We start from the raw sequence: 18,125 nt of genomic DNA on the forward strand, positions 1-18,125 counted from the left end.
TTAGATGCCCTGCTTGAGCGAGGCGGAGATGAAGTCGTCCAGGTCGCCGTCCAGCACGTTCTTGGTGTTGCCGGTTTCGACGTTGGTGCGCAGGTCCTTGATGCGGGACTGGTCCAGCACGTAGGAGCGGATCTGGTGGCCCCAGCCGACGTCGGTCTTGGAGTCTTCCAGCTTCTGCTGCTCGCTCATGCGCTTGCGCAGTTCGAGTTCGAACAGCTTCGCCTTCAGCATGTCCATCGCCTCGGCCTTGTTGCGGTGCTGCGAGCGGTCGTTCTGGCACTGCACCACAATGCCGGACGGCGCGTGCGTCAGGCGCACCGCGGAGTCGGTCTTGTTGATGTGCTGGCCGCCGGCGCCGGATGCGCGGTAGGTGTCGATGCGGATGTCGGCCGGGTTCAGTTCGATCTCGATCGAATCGTCCACTTCCGGATACACGAACACGCTCGAGAACGAGGTGTGGCGGCCGTTGGCCGAGTCGAACGGCGACTTGCGGACCAGGCGGTGCACGCCGGTCTCGGTGCGCAGGTAGCCGTAGGCGTATTCGCCCTCGACCTTCAGCGTGGCGGTCTTGATGCCCGCGACCTCGCCGTCGGACTGTTCCAGCACCTCGACCTTGAAGCCCTTGCGTTCGCAGTAGCGCAGGTACTGGCGCAGCAGCATGGATGCCCAGTCCTGGGCTTCGGTGCCGCCGGCGCCTGCCTGGATGTCGACGAAGCAGTTGTTCGGGTCCATCGGGTTGGAGAACATGCGGCGGAACTCCATGTCCTCGATGATCTTCCTGAACTCGTCCGAGTCGGCGTAGATCGCCTCCAGGGTATCGTCGTCCTGCTCTTCCTTCGCCATGTCGAACAGGTCGCGCGCGTCGCGCAGGTCGGCGCCGACCTTCTCCAGCGTGTGGACCACGCCTTCGAGCATTTTCTTTTCCTTGCCGAGTTCCTGCGCGTGCTTGGGGTTGTCCCACACGGCCGGGTCTTCGAGTTCCTGGCTTACCTGTTCGAGTTTCTCCGACTTCTTATCGAAGTCAAAGATACCTCCGAAGTTCGGCTTCCCGACCGGTCAGGTCGGACAGCAGGTTGGAGAGGGCGTTGATGCGTTCAGCTTCCATGGTCGTGGCGTCTAGTTATCTGGTTGAATCGAACCCTAGATTATACCCCAGCACCGGTCTTGCCTGCTCCTTGCGGGCCGCTTATGATGCAAGCCACTTTCCAGTAAGGGCTCTCCCATGCGTTATCGAATCGTCAGCGCCGCCGTCGCGTCCCTGTTTGCCACCGTGCCTGCCTGCGCAGTGCAGCCGGGCGCCACCGCCACCCTGGCGCTGCTGGAAACCAGCGACCTGCACGCGAACGTGCTTAGTTATGATTATTTCAAGCTGGCTGCCGACCCCTCGTTCGGGCTGGAGCGCACCGCCACGCTGATCGCCCAGGCACGCAAGGAGTTCGCCAACACGCTCCTGCTGGACAACGGCGACACCATCCAGGGCACCGCGCTGGCGGACTACCAGGCGCTGGTCAAGCCGGTGAAGTGCGGCGAGACCATCGCCATCTACAAGGCGCTGAACAAGCTGGGCGTGGAAGGCAGCGGCATCGGCAACCACGAGTTCAACTACGGCCTCGACTACCTGGGACAGGTCACGGGCCGCCAGTTCGACGTTGCCGGCGTCAGGAAGCCGGCCAAACCGTGCGCCGGCCCGGCGTTCCCGCAGGTGCTGGCCAACGTGTACAGCGCCCGGACGAAAAAACCGCTGTTCGCGCCGTATCACATCATCCACAAGAAGGTGTCCGCGCGGGACGCCAACGGCAAGCCGGTGACGGCGACGGTCAAGGTGGGCATCATCGGCTTTGCGCCGCCGATGATCATGTCGTGGGACAAGCGCCACCTCGAGGGCAAGGTCTATACGGAAGGGCTGCGCGAGACCGCGCTGCGCTACGTGCCGGAGATGCGCCGCAAGGGCGCCGACCTGGTGGTAGCCATCTCGCACGCGGGACTGGACAACAGCGACTATTCGCCGAAGATGGAAAACGGTAACTGGCACCTGGCGCAAGTGCCGGGCGCGAAGATCGACGCGATGCTGATCGGGCACTCGCACCAGGTGTTCCCGAATCCTGCCAGCACGGTCCCGCAGTTCAACCTGCCGGGCGTGGACAAGGTCAGGGGCACGGTGCACGGCGTGCCGACCGTGATGCCCAGCCTGTGGGGCAAGCACCTCGGCGTGATTGCGCTGCACCTCAGGCATGACGGCAAGGCATGGCGCGTCGAGCAGGACAAGACGCGCGTGGAGGCGCGGGCCGCGCAAGGGCAGGCACCGGACGAGCAGATCGCCCGTCTCATCGAGCGGGAGCACGAGGCGACCATCGATTACGTCAAAACGCCGGTGGGCTCGTCCGGCTACCGCATGTCGACCTTCTTTGCCGATGTGGGCGACACGTCCGCGATCTCGGTAGTGAACCTGGCCCAGGCGGACTATGTGGCGGCGTATGTCGCGGCCAACCTGCCGCAGCACGCGGGCTTGCCGGTGCTGGCGATGTCGGCGCCGTTCAAGACCGGCGCGGCCGGCGTCACCGACTACACCGACGTCAAGGCAGGGCCGCTGGCGCTGAATAACGCGGCGGACCTGTACCTGTATCCGAATTCGCTATACGCGGTGAAAGTGGATGGCGTGGGCCTCAAGGCATGGCTGGAAAAGTCGGCCGAGCGCTTCAACCGCATCGATCCGGCCCGGACCGAGGCGCAGGAGCTGATCAATTCCGGCTTCCCCGGCTATAACTTCGACATGCTCACGTCGAAGGACGTGGCGTACGAAATCGATGTCACGCAGCCGGCCGGCGCGCGCATCGCCAAGCTGCGCTACAAGGGCGCACCGGTGGAGGCGGGCCAGGAATTCATCGTCGCGACCAACAACTACCGCGCAAGCGGCGGCGGCAGCTTCCCCGGGCTGGACGGCAGCAAAACGCTGCTGGCTTCGCCCGACACCAACCGCGACGTGCTGATCGCCTACCTGAAGAAGGTCAGGTCGCTGCCGCGCGAGCGCATGGCGCAGGAGCGCAGCTGGTCGTTTGCCAAAGTGAAGACGGCGGGGCCGGTGGTGTTCCGGTCGGCGCCGGGTGTGCTGGAGGTGGCGCGGGACGCCGGGCTGGGTAATGTGTCGCTGCTGAAGGAAGACGACGGGTCGGGGAAGGGCTACTCGGTCTACGCGCTTGACCTGGCGCGCTGACGCTGCCGGGCCTTATCGGCCCAGTATGGGTCCCCGCGAGCGCGGGGACGATGGGGTCAGGCCAGGGCTTCCCTGGCGGCCTCCTCGGGTGTGAGGCCGTTGTAGAACTGGTCCGTGAACCACTCGATCTGCTCTTCGATGTGTTCCTGCGCCTGTTCGACGGTCGCGCCGCCGGCAACGAGGAATCCTTCCACCTCGATGCACCAGTGGATGAGCGCTAGCGTCTCTTCGTCGAGTCCTTCTTTCTTCTTGGCCATGGGGTAAGCCCTTTCGCGTGCTGCGTTTAGTGGAGCCGGTTCTTTTGTGGTTGAACCAGCACGAAGGGGCTGACGACGGAGGTCCACAGCTCGGAATTGGATACGGCCCAGGTCTGGGCCTGTTCGTCGGAGACCTTGGCGACCTTGCCCTCGGCCATCCAGCGCTGGATGCTTTCCTTGTCGTCGTGCGAGATGCGCACCGCGACTTCGATCAGGTCCAGCTCTTCGCTGACGTACACCACGTTACCTTGCGCGAAATGGCGCTCCAGCTCGACCCACGGAATGCGCGCGGTTTCGCTGTTGATCTTGTCATGCAGTTCGACGTCTTTTTCCGGCTTCAGCTTCATTGACTACTCTGTTTCTACGATAGGTTGGGGTGAACCCGCCCATGTTAACCGATACGCCTGGCCTTTGCGAACATTGCCGACCAGGGCAGGGCGGAAGCAAGCCAGGCAATTGCCGTTCTTGCGCCGCACGCTCGGGTAAAGGATACCCATCGATCCTTTCTCCAGCAGCTCCTGGCCCAGCGCCTGTGATTCGATGTAGCTGTCCGGCTTGAGGTACCGGGCGCCGCCGCGCACGCCGCGCAGGTCGTGGAACGTGCTGTTGAAGTCGGCCAGCATCGCCTGGTAGCTGACGCTGTCGTCGAAACGGTTGATTTCCTGGTACTCGACGGTCTTGTGGAAGATGATTTCGGCCAGCGCGGTCTCGCTTTCGAACGCGCAGTACCACGCGCCACGCTCGCTCTGGTTGAAGCGGCTTCCGTCCGGCCGGGTATAGGTGAACGCGGCGTTGATCATGCGGAAATTCGGGACGCCAAACACCAGTTCCTCGACACCGATGCCGGGTAGCGCGCCGGTCTCGCCGCGCCGTCGATTGCTGGTCGCATTGTCGAGGTCAAACAGGTCGCGCAGATCGGCCTCTGTTTCAGCGAGCGGCGACAGTACGGAGTCCTCGCGCTCGGCAAATCGGGACGGAATCAGGCGAATGGTGTCGAACTGGCGCAAGGCGGTAAGCTTCAGCACCAATTCACAGGCCCCCACGCCGGGCGTCGAGCAGGGAGCGCACCGTCTGCATCGCCAGCAGTCCGCCCGCCATCATGTAGTGCAGCGGAGTGCGCCCCGAGAAAATGCTGTTGGAGTTGGCGAGCGACACCCACTCGTCCGCCAGTTTGTCGCCATACTGGATGTGCAGGGACTTGTAGATGCCGATGAGGTAGGAGATGCGCGTAATGCGGTCCACTTCCAGCACGCGGTCGGGGTTCTTCTTCCACTCGTAATACGTGCTCGAAGAGACACCTCCGAGCAGCTCACGCGCGTCCTCGTCGCGCAGGTGCCAGGCCTGCATCAGACGAAAGAAGCCTTTCAGCGCGGAGGCGGACAGTCGCTCCCGCTCCGCGCGCGAAGTCAGGTCGACCAGCGAGTCCGGCTGGAAGCGGCTCCGTGGATAGGCTTGGGCAAGGTTCATGGCGCGATCTCTCCTCTAATGGAGTATTTATACTCCGATTTCGAAAGGTGGGCAAGCGCGGCGCGGCATGGCAGAATTGCAGACTGACAATACTTCGGAGGAGTAGATCATGTTCAGTCGCCTGGCAGTATTCCTGTTCACCGTCCTCGTCGCTGGCGCCGCCATGGCTTCCACCATCGACGAGCTGAAGAAGCAGGTCGCCGACACCGAGCGCGCGTTCGCCGCGACCATGAAGGCGCGCGACCACGCGGCGTTCGTCGGTTTCCTCTCGGAGGAGGCGATCTTCTTTGACGGGAAGCAGTCGCTGGTCGGGAAGGAGACCGTGTCGTCCAAATGGAAGCCGTACTACGACGGCAAGGACGCGCCGTTCTCGTGGGAGCCCGACACGGTGGAAGTGCTGGCATCGGGCAACCTGGCGCTGAGCAGCGGGCCGGTGTATGACGCAGCGGGAAAGCAGATCGCCCGCTTCAATTCGATCTGGAGGCTGGTCGCGCCGGGGAAGTGGAAGATCGTGTTCGACAAGGGCGAGCCGTTCTGCGGACCGCGCAAGTAAACCGATGGTGCGAGGGGACTGTCCCTGCGGGACTGTCCCCGGCCTTTATTTTGTTGAGCGACTACGGTACGAAAGTCGGGGGACAGTCCCGGAGGGACAGTCCCCGGAATCAGGCCGGTTCGGCGTGCTCGACGAGCAGCTGGACCTTGGTGACGCCGTTGTATTCGTTGGCATCGAGCCTGAACGCGACCCGCGCCCGCTCGCCGACTGCCGCGGTATTGCCGAACCAGATGGCGTCGTAGCGCGCGCCGTTTCGCTCCAGCAGCAGCTTGAGGTGGCGCTCCTTGAGGATGCGCTGGCTCACCACCCGGAACTCGTCGCAGAACACCGGCGGCGCGAATCCCTGTCCCCATACCTGCCCATCCATCAGTTCGATGAACTCGGTGGTGTAGTAGCCATCCTCCAGCGGCCCGTCGGTCTCGATCACGCGTTCGAGCTGCAGTTCGCTCAGCCACGAGCGGCCCACTTCCTCGAAGGCTGCCGAGAACGCGTCGAACGCTTCTGCGCGCAGCGTCAGGCCCGCCGCCATCGCGTGGCCGCCGAAGCGCTCGATCAGGCTAGGCGCTCGCTTGGACACCAGGTCCAGCGCATCGCGCAGGTGGAAGCCCGGGATCGAGCGGCCCGACCCCTTGATCATGCCGTCGCCGCCGGGCGCGAACGTAATGGTCGGACGGAAGAATTTCTCCTTCAGGCGCGAGGCAACGATGCCAATCACGCCCTGGTGCCAGGTGTTGTCGAACACGGTGATGGTGCTGCGGTTGGCCGGCTCGAAGCGGTCCAGGTGAACCAGCGCGGCGTCCTGCATCTCCGCTTCGATCTCGCGGCGCTTCAGGTTGATCTCGTTGAGCTGCTGCGCGATGGCCCAGGCGCGGCCCTCGTCGTCGGTGACCAGGCATTCGATCCCGAGGCTCATGTCCTCCAGGCGGCCCGCCGCGTTCAGGCGCGGACCGAGCGCGAAGCCCAGGTCGAACGGCGAGGCGGTGCGCGCCTGCCGGCCGGCGACGCGGAACAGCGCGGCCACGCCCGCGTGCATGCGGCCCGCGCGCATGCGCTTGATGCCCTGCGCGACCAGGATGCGGTTGTTCGAGTCCAGCTTGACCACGTCCGCGACAGTTCCGAGCGCCACCAGGTCGAGCAGTGAATCGAGCTTGGGCTGGGTCTGGGCGTCGAACACGCCGCGGCGGCGCAGCTCCGCGCGCAGCGCCAGCAACACGTAGAACACGACGCCCACGCCGGCTAGGTGCTTGCTGGGGAAGCCGCAGGCCGGCTGGTTCGGATTGACGATGACGCGCGCGTCCGGCAGCGCGTCGCCCGGCAGGTGGTGGTCCGTGATGACCACTTCGATGCCGCGGCGCCTGGCTTCTTCCACGCCCTCGATGCTGGCGATGCCGTTGTCGACGGTGATGATGATATCCGGCTGCTTCTCACGCGCGGTCAGCGCCACGATCTCCGGCGTCAGGCCATAGCCGTACTCGAAGCGGTTCGGGACGATGTAGTCCACGATGGCGCCCATGGCCGCCAGGCCGCGCAGCGCGGTGGCGCAGGCGGTGGCCCCGTCGCAGTCGTAGTCGGCCACGATCACCATGCGCTTGTTGGCTGCGATCGCGTCGGCCAGGAATTCGGCGGCCTTGTCGATGTGGAGCAGCCCGGCGGGCGCGATCAGCGACGCCAGCTCGCTCGACAGCTCGCGCGGGTCGGCCAGGCCGCGCGCGGCGTACAGGCGCGCAAGCACCGGGTGCACGCCGCCCTGGCGCAGGAGCTCGGTGGTGCGGAATGGGCTGGGTCGGGTCGTGATGCGGGTCATTTCAACAATCTGTCGAGGGTGGCGCGGCGCCAGAATTTGCGCTGCGCGAAGCGGGTGGTGATGGTTTCCAGGAGCTGGTCGCGGCCCGAAAGGACCAGCGTGATGCGTGACAGTCCGCCGGAGCGCAATGCGGCCAGCGTCGGGGCGAACCAGTCGCGTTCCAGTTCTTCCATGGCGATGATCCAGGCCGACCAGTCGCCCGCGATGGCGGCGGCGCTCAGGTGGTCGCAATAGACGATGGCATCGGCGGGACAGTCGCCGGCGGAGTCCACCTTGCCGCCGCCGGTGCCGGCCGACAGGGCATCGAGCCATGGCTGCGCAGCGCAGGCATGCACGGGCACGACGCCAACGGCGTCACCGCCGCCGCCCCAGGGCCAGAACGCATTGACGGGAGTTTGGCCTGCCGCTTCGCGCGCGGCGTTGGCCGGATGGTCGTGCCACAGCATCTGGATTTCGTTCTGCAGCTTGCGAAAGCGTTTCGCCGCTTCCCCGGCGGGCATGAAGAACGAGATGTCCAGGCCAGCGGCGGCATCCGGCGAGGCGGTATCGAGGCCGCGCCAGTCGTCCGCGCGCAGGAACCAGGTGGCCGCGTCGCCGTAAGCGAGCGTGAGTCCCGATTCTTCGAAGTACGGCCGGGCCGTCTCGAACAGGGCGCGCGAGTGCTCTTCGGACAACGCCAGCTTGCGCACATCGTTCAGCAGCAGGTGGCTGCGGGCGATCTCGATGTGGGCCGGGTGCACGATGAACCAGAGGCCGTCGGCGGGGTCCAGTCCATAGCCGTGCATGGCGGCGTGGGCGAACGATGGCGCCTCCCCGCCGGAGCCGAGCACTCGGGACAACCATAATTCATGCGGCAGCTGGCGGACGGTGCCCGGTCCGGGCGTGGCTTGCTCGCTTGCCGTCCTGGAAAGCAGCCCGGCCAACGCGGGCGCCTTGAGGTGGCGGGCCAGGTCGGGCGCGATTTCTTTGGGAGGCAGGGAGAAGGGCAGGACAAGCGTTGTGTGACTCATCGCGCCATTGTAGCCGCGTGCGCAATGGAAAGATATTGCTGGGAAGCCTCAAGGGCAGCCCCGGACGCCCCGAAAAACGAACATTATTATTTCGGCAAGTTGGCGGAATCCGCCATAAATGGGGCGATTCCGCCAAAAACCGTCAGAACCAGGTTATTTCGGCAAGTTGGCGGAATCGGCCATAAAAGGGGCGATTCCGCCAAAAAACCGCCATCGCTAGGAGTTGGGAAGCTGGTCTTCCGACCCGGCGCCGGCGTCCAGCGTGACATCGCCGTAGGTCAGGCCGATCGACTCGGCGTACCAGGTCTCCACCATCGCCAGGTGCTCGCGCTCGCTGTCGAGGGCGTCGCTGAACTGGACGACCAGGTCGTCAAGGTCCTGCGCGTCCGCCAGGGCGATCAGGGTCTCCCAGCCCGCACGGTCGGACAGCTCCGCCGTCAGGATCGCGTGCAGGCACTGCGCCAGCGTGGTGCGCGGATCGTTCAATACCTGCACCAGGCCCATTGCCTCCATGCCCGCCAGGTCGGCGCTCGGCGTGACGGCGGTCGGGTCGGCGCCCAGCGTCTCCATCGCGTCGGCCACCAGCGCCATGTGGCGCGCCTCGTCGCCCCGGATGCGGCGCACGTCTTCCAGGGTCATGCTGATCGTGTCGTCGAGCAGAACTTCGCACTTGTTGATCAACGCGTCGTACAGGCGCGTGCCGGTGCGTTCGAAGGCGAGCCGTTCGCCCAGCTTGTCGACCAGCAGCTGCGGGCGCTCACCCTTGAGCAGGGTTGCGCCGGTGGAGACCGCCCCGCGCAGCGTGCCAGGCAGCGGCACGGAACCCAGTGCATCCGCTTCCGCGATGTAGGGACCGCGCGCGGCCGCCAGAGCGGCGTCGCCCGGGATTTCGGCCACGTCCGGCACCATGTCCTGCATTTTCCGGGCGTCGGCCGGCGACATCTGGATGCCGGTCCGGTTCATGCCCATGCGTTCCTTTTCCATTGCCGCCTCCTTAGTGCGTGACCGCGATCTTGCGGTTCAGTTCAGTCCCCGGACGCCAGATGTAGCCGGCTGCCACCTGTTCGGATGGCGATCCTTCGGAGTTCATGTGATTGCGGTAGGCGACCGAGCTCATGCCCTCGTTGGCCTGGTTGACGATTTCGGTGCCGTTGGCGCGCAGGTTGGCCTCGGCCAGCAGGGTCTGGCGCACGAATTCGCGGTGGCTCTTGAATTCGATCGGCTGCGGCAGGTCGGACGTCACGATTTCGGCCGGATCGCGCTTCTCGTATTTCTCCAGCATTTCGCAGGCCAGGTTGAAGTGGCCCAGCTCGTAGTCGAGGAAGCGTTCCCAGATCGCCTTGACCTGGGTGTTGGTTTCCTGCTCCAGGCAGTTATGGTAGTTGTAGACCTCGTTTGCTTCGTGCAGCACCCATTGCTCCAGCCACGATTCGGACGGGTCGAGCAGCGAGGAATACTGGGTCACGTGCTGCTCTTCGATCGATGCGATCTCGGCATACAGCTGGCGCGCCATGGGGTCGGAGAACAGCGGCCCGATATTCATATAGTAGTCGTGCGTCTGGTATTCGGCGGCCACCAGCGTGATCGCGTGCAGCTTGGTCAGGAACTGGGCACGGCCGGCGTCGTAGTGGCGGCGCAGGTCGTCCTCGGGCGCCCGGTGCTCGACCGCGGTAGGCCGGCCGGGCAGGATGTCGGTGTAGCTCTGCAGGATGTTGTTGGCGTCCTTGCCCTCCAGCCGGTCGAGCAGCGCGGCGTAGCGGTACATGTGGTCGAAATCCTCCAGCAGGCCGAACCGGTACACCTGGGCCAGGTAGGGATCGGGCTCATGCTGTGCGACCGAGGCGGTCAGCTCGATCGCCACCTGCTCGTAGCCGATCGTGGTTTCCAGCGGGGAATGGTCGGCGCCGAGCAGCCAGTTGATCATGGTGGCCTGGTGTTGCTCGGCACGCCGCACCCGGGCCAGCGGCAGGCGCAGCTCCGCATTGAAGCGCGCCGCCATGTGGCCGAAGCGCAGGGCCTCGTTCTCGACGCCGTTCATGAGGATGATGCGAACGCGGGTGAATGCATCGTCATCGAGCTTGCTGATGGGCTTTTGCACCAGTTCCCGCCAGGTAAAGCGCTGCTGGTCGATCTCGCATCCTCGTGTGTTGAGTAATGACAGTGCCATTTTGTGTCTCCTTTTCCAGGCGAGGAAAAATGGTACGGCCCGCAAAAAGCCGGTGGCGCTAGTTTGCCCGCCGGGTATTGTGTGTCGTGCACTGTTGCAAAACCTGACAGAAAACGATGTTGTATGGCACACTGCGCGTCTCTTACAACGCTGTCGATATCTATGGGAATTGCCAACAAGCTGCCTTATGAATGGCTGGTCGGGCTGCGCTACACGCGCGCCGGCAAGCGGGGCAGGCGACAGCGCTTCATTTCATTCATCTCCTTCATTTCTGTCGCCGGGATCGGCCTGGGCGTGGCAGCACTGATCGTTGTGCTGTCCGTGATGAACGGATTCCAGAAGGAAGTGGCCGGACGCATGCTGGGCATCCTGGCGCACGTCGAAGTATTCGACAGCAGCGGCGCGATGCCGGGCTGGCGTGGCGCCGCACGCGAGGCGCTGGCCAATCCGCAGGTGAGGGCGGTGGCGCCATTCGTCGAAGCGCAAGGCATGTTGCTGCGCGACGATACGATGCGCCCGGCCGCCATCCGCGGGATTGCCCCCGCCGAGGAGGTGCAGGTGTCGGCAGTGGCGGCGCAGGTCAAGGCTGGCCGGCTCGATGCGCTGCAGCCCGGCTCGATGAAGGTGGCGCTGGGCCGGGAGCTGGCGCGCTCGCTCGGCGTCGACCTGGGCGACACCGTCGGCATTGCCGTCGCGCAGGGCGAGGCCTTGCAGGAAGGCGCGATGCCGCGCGTGCGCCCGTTCCAGGTGGCCGCGATCTTCCAGGCCGGCCACTTCGAGTACGACTCGGCGCTCGCCTTCGTGAATATCGAGGACGCCCAGATGCTGGCCGGGCTGCCCGCCCCATCCGGACTGCGGCTCAAGCTGGCCGATCCGATGAATGCGCTGCCGGTGGCGCGCGAGCTGGCGCAGACGATGTCCGGCGATATCTGGCTGCGCCCATGGACCGCGCTCAACGCGACCTGGTTCGCCGCAGTCGCGTCGCAAAAGCGCATGATGTTCATCATCCTCGGCCTGATCATCGCCGTGGCCGCGTTCAACCTGGTGTCCACGCTGGTGATGACGGTGACGGACAAGCGCGCCGACATCGCCATCATGCGCACCCTGGGCGCTTCGCCGCGCTCGGTCATGAAGATATTCATCGTGCAGGGTACGCTGACCGGCGCCATGGGCGCATTGGCGGGCGTGGCGATGGGCGTGCTGCTGGCGCTGAACCTGGACGTGGTGGTGCCCGCCATCGAAAGCATGCTGGGCGCGCAGATCCTCAATCCGGAGATCTATTTCATCAGCACCGTGCCGTCCGACCTGCACTGGGACGATGTGGCCTCGATTACTGCCGTCTCGGTCGCGCTGGCGTTCGTGTCCACGCTGTACCCGAGCTGGTCGGCCGCGCGCGTGAACCCGGCGGAAGGGCTGCGCTATGAATAAGCCGTTCGAATGGGTCGTGGGGATGCGCTACACCCGCTCGGGCAAGCGCGCGGGCCGCAACAGCTTCATCTCCTTCATTTCGCTGATCTCGCTGTCCGGCATCGCGCTTGGCGTGGGCGCGGTGATCGTGGTCCTGTCGATCATGAACGGCTTCCGCAAGGATGTCACCGACCGCATGCTGTCGGTGCTGGCGCACGTGGAGGTGATCAACCAGGCCGGCGCGCTCGAGAACTGGCAGGACGCTTCGGCGACCGCGCTGCGCCATCCCGAAGTCGTCGGCGCGGCGCCGTATGTGCAAAGCCAGGCGATGCTGGTGCGCGACAAGTCGATGCGCCCGGCGGTGGTGCGCGGCATCCTGCCGGCCGAGGAGGGCAAGGTGTCCGACGTGGCGCGCCAGGTGCGGCGTGGCAGCATGGCCGACCTGCGCCCGGGCGAATTCAATATCGTGCTGGGATACGCGCTGGCACAGGCGCTGGACGCCGACATCGGCACGCGCGTCACGCTGGCGCTGCCGCAGGGGCAGGTCACGCCGGCCGGGGTGTTGCCGCGCATGCGCAGCTTCCGCGTGGTCGGTATCCTGGAATCGGGCCATCCGGAGTTCGACGCCGCCTTCGCCTTCGTGCACCTGGATGACGCGCGCCGCATGGAGCGCCTGGCCGGACCGTCCGGGCTGCGCCTGCGGCTGGAAGACATGCGCCGTGCGCCGGAAGTGGCGGAGCAGTTGCGCAAGCTGTTCCCGGGCGACGTGGAAGTGCGCGACTGGCCCAAGCTGAACGCCAACTGGTTCGCCGCCGTCCAGATCGAAAAAAAGATGATGTTCGTGGTGCTGGCGCTGATCGTCACCGTCGCCGCGTTTAACCTGGTCTCGTCGCTGGTCATGACCGTCACCGACAAGCAGGCCGACATTGCGATCCTGCGCACGCTGGGAGCTTCGCCGCGGTCGATCATGAAGATATTCATGGTCCAGGGCGCGCTGGTCGGGCTGTCCGGCACCGCGATCGGCATCGCGGGCGGCGTCGCGGTCGCACTCAACATCGACGTGATCGTTCCCTTTATCGAAAACCTCCTGGGAGTCCAATTCTTGGCCAAGGATATCTACCTCAACACCACCATCCCGTCCGACCTGCGCTGGGCGGACGTGTGGACGATCGGCGCGATGACCGTCGCGCTGGCGTTCGCCGCGACGCTCTACCCGAGCTGGTCGGCCTCGCGCGTGAAACCGGCGGAGGCGCTGCGCTATGAATGAGACGAACGCGCCCGTGCTGGCCTGCCGCGGCCTTGGCAAGACCTTCACCCAGGGCCAGTACGCGGTCGAGGTGCTGCGCAACATCGACTTTGCGGTCTACCGCGGCGAGCGCGTGGCCATCCTGGGCGCATCCGGCTCCGGCAAGTCCACGCTGCTGCACCTGCTGGGCGGCCTCGACGTGCCCACCACCGGCAGCGTCACGCTGATGGGCGAGGACCTGGCGCAGATGTCGGAGACGCGCCGCGGCGACGCGCGCAACAAGCTGCTCGGGTTCGTGTACCAGTTCCACCACCTGCTGCCCGAGTTTTCCGCGCTGGAGAACGTGGCGATGCCGCTGCTGATCCGCCGCGAGCCGCGCAAGCTGGCGCTGGAGCGGGCCCAGGCCATGCTGGAGCGGGTCGGGCTGGGCAAGCGCACCAGCCATGTGCCGGGCGAGCTGTCCGGCGGCGAACGGCAGCGCGTGGCGCTGGCGCGCGCGCTGGTTACGCAACCTGCCTGCGTGCTGGCCGACGAGCCGACCGGGAACCTCGACCACGCCACCGCCACCTCGGTGTTCGAACTGATGCTGGAGCTGTCGCAGACGCTCGGCACCGCGTTCGTGATCGTCACGCACGACCAGGACCTGGCGCGGCGCTGCGACCGTACCCTGCGCATGGGCGACAACGGCCTGCAGCCGGCCTAGCCATGTGGATCGACACCCACTGCCACCTCGACGCGCACGAATTCGGCGGCGAATCGGTGGCGGTGGCGCAGCGCGCGCAGGCGGCCGGGGTGTCGATGATCGTCATTCCGGCAGTCGAACGGGCCAATTTCGATGCCGTGCGTGCGCTGGCGCATGCGGTCCCGAACGCCTGCTACACGCTGGGCATCCATCCGATCTACGTTCCGCAGGCCGCCGACGAGGACCTGGCGGCGCTGCGGCTCGCGGTCGAAGCTGCGCTGGGCGATCCGCGCTTCGTCGGTGTCGGCGAGATCGGACTGGATTTCTTCATCCCCATGCTGTGCGAGCCTGCGATGCGCGAGAAGCAGGAGCGCTTCTTTCGCGAGCAGCTGCGCATCGCGCGCGAGTTTGGCCTGCCGGTGCTGATGCATGTGCGGCGATCGCAGGACATGGTGCTCAAGCACCTGCGGCAGGTGCGCCCGCCCGGCGGCATCGCGCATGCCTTCAACGGCAGCTTCCAGCAGGCACACACCTATCTCGACCTCGGTTTCAGGCTCGGCTTCGGCGGCGCGATGACTTTTACCCGCGCGCTGCAGATCCGCCGCCTGGCGGCCGATCTGCCGCTCGACGCCATCGTGCTGGAAACCGATGCGCCCGATATCGCTCCCGCCTGGGTCCACCCGGCGCGCAACAGCCCGGAGCAGCTGCCTGCGGTCGGCGCCGTCCTGGCCGAACTGCGGGGAACCAGCAGCGGCGACATCGCACTTGCCACGAGCGCGAACGCCCACGCCGCGTTGCCTCGCCTCGCCGCAACACCCTTCCTCTAAGCAGCTCTTGATTCTAAGAATATTTCTATCGTGCCAATGAGCGCGATAGGAAATGTTGTGGGTATGAAATTGAACGTGGTGAATATAATTCCCTCACGAACGTTGCATTAGTCTAGTTCTGCTGGAGCGCAACGTTCATCTGACCGGTTCTCCCGGCGCGCTGCCGCGCGCCTGCCCTGGTGCCCCGCGCGCCAGGGCTTCTTCTTTCTGCGCCGCCTTGCGTCGCCGCAAACCGCACATCTAGCCTTCAGGCAACGTCTTAGCTCAAACCTTCACGGAGTGCCTATGCGCAGCGCCATCCTGGCCTTCGCCTGCGGTATCGCGGCCCTGCAGTCGTGCGCCAGCCTGCCGGCGCCGGCCTTGCTCGCCGCCTGCGCTGGCGCGGGCCTGCTGTGCGCGTTGTTCGTGCGGGAACGATGGCGCGGCATCGGCGCGGGTGCCGCGTTCGGTTTTTGCTGGGCGGCGCTGCTGGCGCATGCGGCGATGTCCGGTCAACTCGATCCGGCCGATGAAGGGCGCGACATGACCGTCGCCGGCGTGGTGGACAGCCTGCCGTACGAGTTCGATGGCGGCGTGCGCTTCTTCCTGCGGGTCGAGGACGACAGCGGCAAGCTCCCCGCGCGCGTGTCGCTGGCCTGGTATGGCGATCGGGATGGCGGGCCCGGCACGGCCCTGGTCCCAGGCCAGCGCTGGCAGCTGCGCGTGCGGCTGCAACGGCCGCACGGCAACGCCAACCCGCACGGCTTCGATTACGAAGCCTGGCTGCTCGAGCAGGGCGTCGGCGCCACGGGCTACGTCCGGGTGTCGCGCGACAACCGGCGCCTGGACGGCTTCGTGCCCAGCCTGGCGAACGCGGTCGGCCGCGCGCGCTGGCTGCTGCGCGAACGCATCCGCGCAGCACTGCCCGGCAAGGCCTACGCGGGTGTCGTCGTGGCGCTGGTGGTAGGCGACCAGCGCGCGATCGAACAGGCCGACTGGACGGTGTTCAACCGCACCGGGATCGGCCACCTGGTGTCCATCTCGGGCCTGCACATCACCATGGTCGCCGGGCTGGCGGCGTTTGCCGCCTCCTGGCTGTGGCGGCGCTCGTTCTTCACTGGCGCGCGCCTGCCGCTGGTGCTGCCTGCGCAGAAGGTGGCCGCGCTGGCGGGCGTGCTGACCGCGCTGGCCTATGTGCTGCTCGCGGGATTCGGCATTCCCGCCCAGCGGACGCTCTACATGATGGCGGTGGTGGCGGCAGCGGTATGGGCGGGCCGCATGGCGTCGATGTCGCAGGTGCTGGCGGCCGCCCTGGGCGTGGTGCTGCTGCTCGACCCCTGGGCGGTGCTGGCGGCGGGCTTCTGGCTGTCGTTCGGCGCCGTCGCCGCGATCCTGCACGCCACCTCGGGACGGGACGGCGCCCGGGCCACGCCCGGAGCGTGGAGCGCGCTGCGGCTGGCGGCACGCACCCAGTACGCCGTCACGCTCGGGCTGGTGCCGCTTACCATGCTGCTGTTTTCTCAGGTGTCGCTGGTCGGTCCCATCGCCAACGCGGTCGCGATCCCGCTCATCAGCCTGGCCGCCACTCCGCTGGCACTGGCCGGCAGCATCGCGCCGCCCGTGCTGTCCGGCTGGCTGCTGGGCGCGTCGCACGGCTGCATCGAGATGCTGGCGCAGTTGCTCACCGTGCTGTCGCGCCAGCCCTTCGCCGTGTGGAGTGCCCCGGCGCCCGGCCCGTTTGTGTTCGCCTGCGCCGTGATCGGGACGGCATGGCTGCTGGCGCCGCGTGGCTGGCCGCTGCGCTGGCTTGGCGCGGCTGCCTGCCTGCCGCTGCTGGCAGCCGCGCCCATCCGGCCGGCCCCGGGGCAGGTGGAAGTGACGGCGTTCGACGTGGGGCAGGGGATGGCGCTGCTGGTCGAAACGCGCCATCACCGGCTGCTCTACGACACCGGGCCTGCTTACGGTCCCGGCTCCGATGCCGGCCAGCGCGTGCTGCTGCCTTACCTGAAAGGGCGCGGCATCGCCCGGCTCGATGGCGTCGTGGTCTCGCACAGCGATACCGACCATGTGGGCGGCGCACTGTCCGTCCTGGACGGGGTGGACACCGGCTGGCTGCTGTCCTCGCTCCCGCCCGGCCATCCGGCCGTCCGCGCGGCGCGGAAGCACGTGCGCTGCGCGGCCGGACAGCGCTGGACCTGGGACGGCGTGGTGTTCACGGTGCTGCATCCGTCCGGTTCCGATTACGGGCGCAACGAGGTCAAGCCGAATGCCCTCAGCTGCGTGCTGCGCATCTCGAGCGGCGAAGACGACCTGCTGCTGGCCGGCGACATCGAGGCGGCGCAGGAAGCGGCGCTGGTGGCATCGGGCGCCCGGATCGACGCCGAAGTGCTGCTGGCGCCGCACCACGGGAGCGGCACATCTTCCACCATCCCGTTCCTGCGCGCGGTCGGGCCGAGGCTGGCGCTCTTCCAGGTGGGGCATCGCAACCGCTACCGCCATCCGAAGGCCGAGGTCTACGAGCGCTACCGGCAGATGGGGATCGCACGGCTGCGCACCGATGCATCCGGCGCCCTGACGCTGCGCCTTGGCGGCGGCGTGCAGGCCAGCGAATACCGGACCACCCATGCGCGCTACTGGTATCCGAGGGCTTCCTCCACACTTGGAGGCGATGCAGGCGTTACAATCGAGCACGTTAATGACTCGCGGGTACCGACGCCAAGATGACCAAGCTTCCGCTGCACTTCGCCCATGCCAACAGCTACCCCGCCGGCACCTACAAGCAGTATTTCGACCACCTGCGCGAGCGCTTCGAGGTCGGCGCGCTGGACATGCACGGGCACGACCCGCGCTTTCCGGTCGAAGACGGCTGGCGCACGCTGTCGGCGGAGCTGATCCATGAGCTGGAAGGCTATCCCGAGCCGGTGGTGCTGGTCGGGCATTCGCTGGGCGGCATGCTGTCGATGATGGCGGCCAAGAAGCGGCCGGAGCTGGTGCGCTGCGTGGTGATGCTCGATTCGCCACTGGTGGCCGGCTGGCGCGCGCTGGCCTGGCGCCTGCTGAAGAACAGCGCCTGGGCCGACCGCTACACGCCGGCCAGGTACTCGGTCCGGCGCCGCAATGTGTGGCCCGACCGCGCCGCCGCCTTCGAGCACTTCTCGCGCAAGGACATGTTTGCAGCCTGGGCGCCCGGCGTGCTGGACGACTACCTGGAGCACGGCCTGGTGCCGCATCCCGAAGGCGTGCAGCTGCGTTTCACGCGCGAAGTCGAGACGGCCGTGTACCGCTCCCTGCCGCACCACCTCGGCAGGCTGCTGCGCGAACCGTATCCGGTGCCTATCGGTTTCATCGGCGGAACGGAGTCGGTCGAATCGCGCCAGGCCGGGCTGGATGCCACCAGGGCCCTGGTGGGCGGGAATTTCATGATCGTCGAGGGCGGGCACCTGTTCCCGATGGAGAATCCGGCCATGGCAGCCCAGGCCACCGCGGATATGGTTTCGCGCCTGCTTTTCGCGTAG

General features: G+C 66.4%; 17 protein-coding genes. 8 read left to right on the forward strand and 9 right to left on the reverse strand.

Annotation, left to right across the window (positions count from 1 at the left end; genetic code table 11):
* A protein-coding gene (prfB, locus tag ACFSQR_RS12245) for a peptide chain release factor 2 (protein WP_377730091.1) occupies positions 1–1,105 on the reverse strand; the annotation gives its coding sequence in 2 pieces (ribosomal slippage) (positions 1–1,023 and positions 1,025–1,105; 1,104 coding nt in all).
* A gap of 117 nt (positions 1,106–1,222) precedes the next feature.
* On the opposite strand from prfB, the gene ACFSQR_RS12250 reads away from it, so the two are divergent.
* Positions 1,223–3,211: a bifunctional 2',3'-cyclic-nucleotide 2'-phosphodiesterase/3'-nucleotidase gene (locus tag ACFSQR_RS12250; RefSeq protein WP_377730093.1), complete on the forward strand. Its 1,989-nt coding sequence runs from the start codon at positions 1,223–1,225 to the stop codon at positions 3,209–3,211.
* A 56-nt stretch (positions 3,212–3,267) separates the two neighbouring features.
* On the opposite strand, the gene ACFSQR_RS12255 is transcribed toward ACFSQR_RS12250, so the two are convergent.
* The 4 genes from ACFSQR_RS12255 to ACFSQR_RS12270 are packed head-to-tail and all read right to left on the reverse strand — an operon-like array spanning position 3,268 to position 4,935.
* Entirely contained in the window at positions 3,268–3,468 is a 201-nt protein-coding gene (locus ACFSQR_RS12255; protein ID WP_377730095.1) for a hypothetical protein, read from the reverse strand.
* 26 nt (positions 3,469–3,494) lie between these two features.
* On the reverse strand, positions 3,495–3,815 hold the full coding sequence (locus ACFSQR_RS12260) for a DUF2288 domain-containing protein (RefSeq protein ID WP_377730096.1): 321 nt from the start codon (positions 3,813–3,815) through the stop codon (positions 3,495–3,497).
* 3 nt (positions 3,816–3,818) lie between these two features.
* Complete coding sequence (locus tag ACFSQR_RS12265) at positions 3,819–4,475, reverse strand: RES family NAD+ phosphorylase (RefSeq protein ID WP_377730098.1); 657 nt, start codon at positions 4,473–4,475, stop codon at positions 3,819–3,821.
* A 22-nt stretch (positions 4,476–4,497) separates the two neighbouring features.
* Positions 4,498–4,935 (reverse strand): antitoxin Xre-like helix-turn-helix domain-containing protein, encoded by a 438-nt coding sequence (locus tag ACFSQR_RS12270; protein ID WP_377730100.1) that lies wholly within the window; start codon positions 4,933–4,935, stop codon positions 4,498–4,500.
* Between the two features lie 109 nt (positions 4,936–5,044).
* On the opposite strand from ACFSQR_RS12270, the gene ACFSQR_RS12275 reads away from it, so the two are divergent.
* A complete protein-coding gene (locus ACFSQR_RS12275) occupies positions 5,045–5,488 on the forward strand; it encodes a YybH family protein (RefSeq protein ID WP_377730101.1) in 444 nt (147 codons plus the stop codon).
* 109 nt (positions 5,489–5,597) lie between these two features.
* On the opposite strand, the gene recJ is transcribed toward ACFSQR_RS12275, so the two are convergent.
* The 4 genes from recJ to ACFSQR_RS12295 all read right to left on the reverse strand — a co-directional run bounded on the left by recJ (position 5,598) and on the right by ACFSQR_RS12295 (position 10,469).
* Positions 5,598–7,292, reverse strand: a complete 1,695-nt coding sequence (recJ, locus tag ACFSQR_RS12280; RefSeq protein ID WP_377730103.1) for a single-stranded-DNA-specific exonuclease RecJ — start codon at positions 7,290–7,292, stop codon at positions 5,598–5,600.
* Positions 7,289–8,302: a hypothetical protein gene (locus ACFSQR_RS12285; protein WP_377730104.1), complete on the reverse strand. Its 1,014-nt coding sequence runs from the start codon at positions 8,300–8,302 to the stop codon at positions 7,289–7,291. The genes recJ and ACFSQR_RS12285 overlap by 4 nt, the downstream gene beginning before the upstream one ends.
* A 216-nt stretch (positions 8,303–8,518) precedes the next feature.
* Complete coding sequence (locus ACFSQR_RS12290) at positions 8,519–9,286, reverse strand: ferritin-like domain-containing protein (protein ID WP_377730105.1); 768 nt, start codon at positions 9,284–9,286, stop codon at positions 8,519–8,521.
* 10 nt (positions 9,287–9,296) lie between these two features.
* On the reverse strand, positions 9,297–10,469 hold the full coding sequence (locus tag ACFSQR_RS12295; protein ID WP_377730106.1) for a hypothetical protein: 1,173 nt from the start codon (positions 10,467–10,469) through the stop codon (positions 9,297–9,299).
* Between the two features lie 162 nt (positions 10,470–10,631).
* Here ACFSQR_RS12295 and ACFSQR_RS12300 point away from each other — a divergent pair, with 162 nt between their 5' ends.
* The 6 genes from ACFSQR_RS12300 to ACFSQR_RS12325 all read left to right on the forward strand — a co-directional run bounded on the left by ACFSQR_RS12300 (position 10,632) and on the right by ACFSQR_RS12325 (position 18,125).
* A complete protein-coding gene (locus ACFSQR_RS12300; protein WP_377730107.1) occupies positions 10,632–11,897 on the forward strand; it encodes a lipoprotein-releasing ABC transporter permease subunit in 1,266 nt (421 codons plus the stop codon).
* Positions 11,890–13,143, forward strand: a complete 1,254-nt coding sequence (locus tag ACFSQR_RS12305) for a lipoprotein-releasing ABC transporter permease subunit (protein WP_377730108.1) — start codon at positions 11,890–11,892, stop codon at positions 13,141–13,143. Before ACFSQR_RS12300 ends, ACFSQR_RS12305 begins: the two co-directional genes overlap by 8 nt.
* A complete protein-coding gene (lolD, locus tag ACFSQR_RS12310; RefSeq protein ID WP_377730109.1) occupies positions 13,136–13,825 on the forward strand; it encodes a lipoprotein-releasing ABC transporter ATP-binding protein LolD in 690 nt (229 codons plus the stop codon). The genes ACFSQR_RS12305 and lolD overlap by 8 nt, the downstream gene beginning before the upstream one ends.
* Before the next feature lie 2 nt (positions 13,826–13,827).
* On the forward strand, positions 13,828–14,631 hold the full coding sequence (locus ACFSQR_RS12315; RefSeq protein ID WP_377730110.1) for a TatD family hydrolase: 804 nt from the start codon (positions 13,828–13,830) through the stop codon (positions 14,629–14,631).
* 285 nt (positions 14,632–14,916) lie between these two features.
* Positions 14,917–17,334 carry a DNA internalization-related competence protein ComEC/Rec2 gene (locus ACFSQR_RS12320; RefSeq protein ID WP_377730111.1) on the forward strand — a complete coding sequence of 806 codons (2,418 nt, stop codon included), beginning with the start codon at positions 14,917–14,919 and terminating at the stop codon, positions 17,332–17,334.
* A complete protein-coding gene (locus ACFSQR_RS12325) occupies positions 17,331–18,125 on the forward strand; it encodes an alpha/beta fold hydrolase (protein WP_377730112.1) in 795 nt (264 codons plus the stop codon). Before ACFSQR_RS12320 ends, ACFSQR_RS12325 begins: the two co-directional genes overlap by 4 nt.

It is taken from the genome of Pseudoduganella sp. GCM10020061 (assembly GCF_042683405.1).
In the GTDB taxonomy this organism is placed as follows: domain Bacteria; phylum Pseudomonadota; class Gammaproteobacteria; order Burkholderiales; family Burkholderiaceae_D; genus Telluria.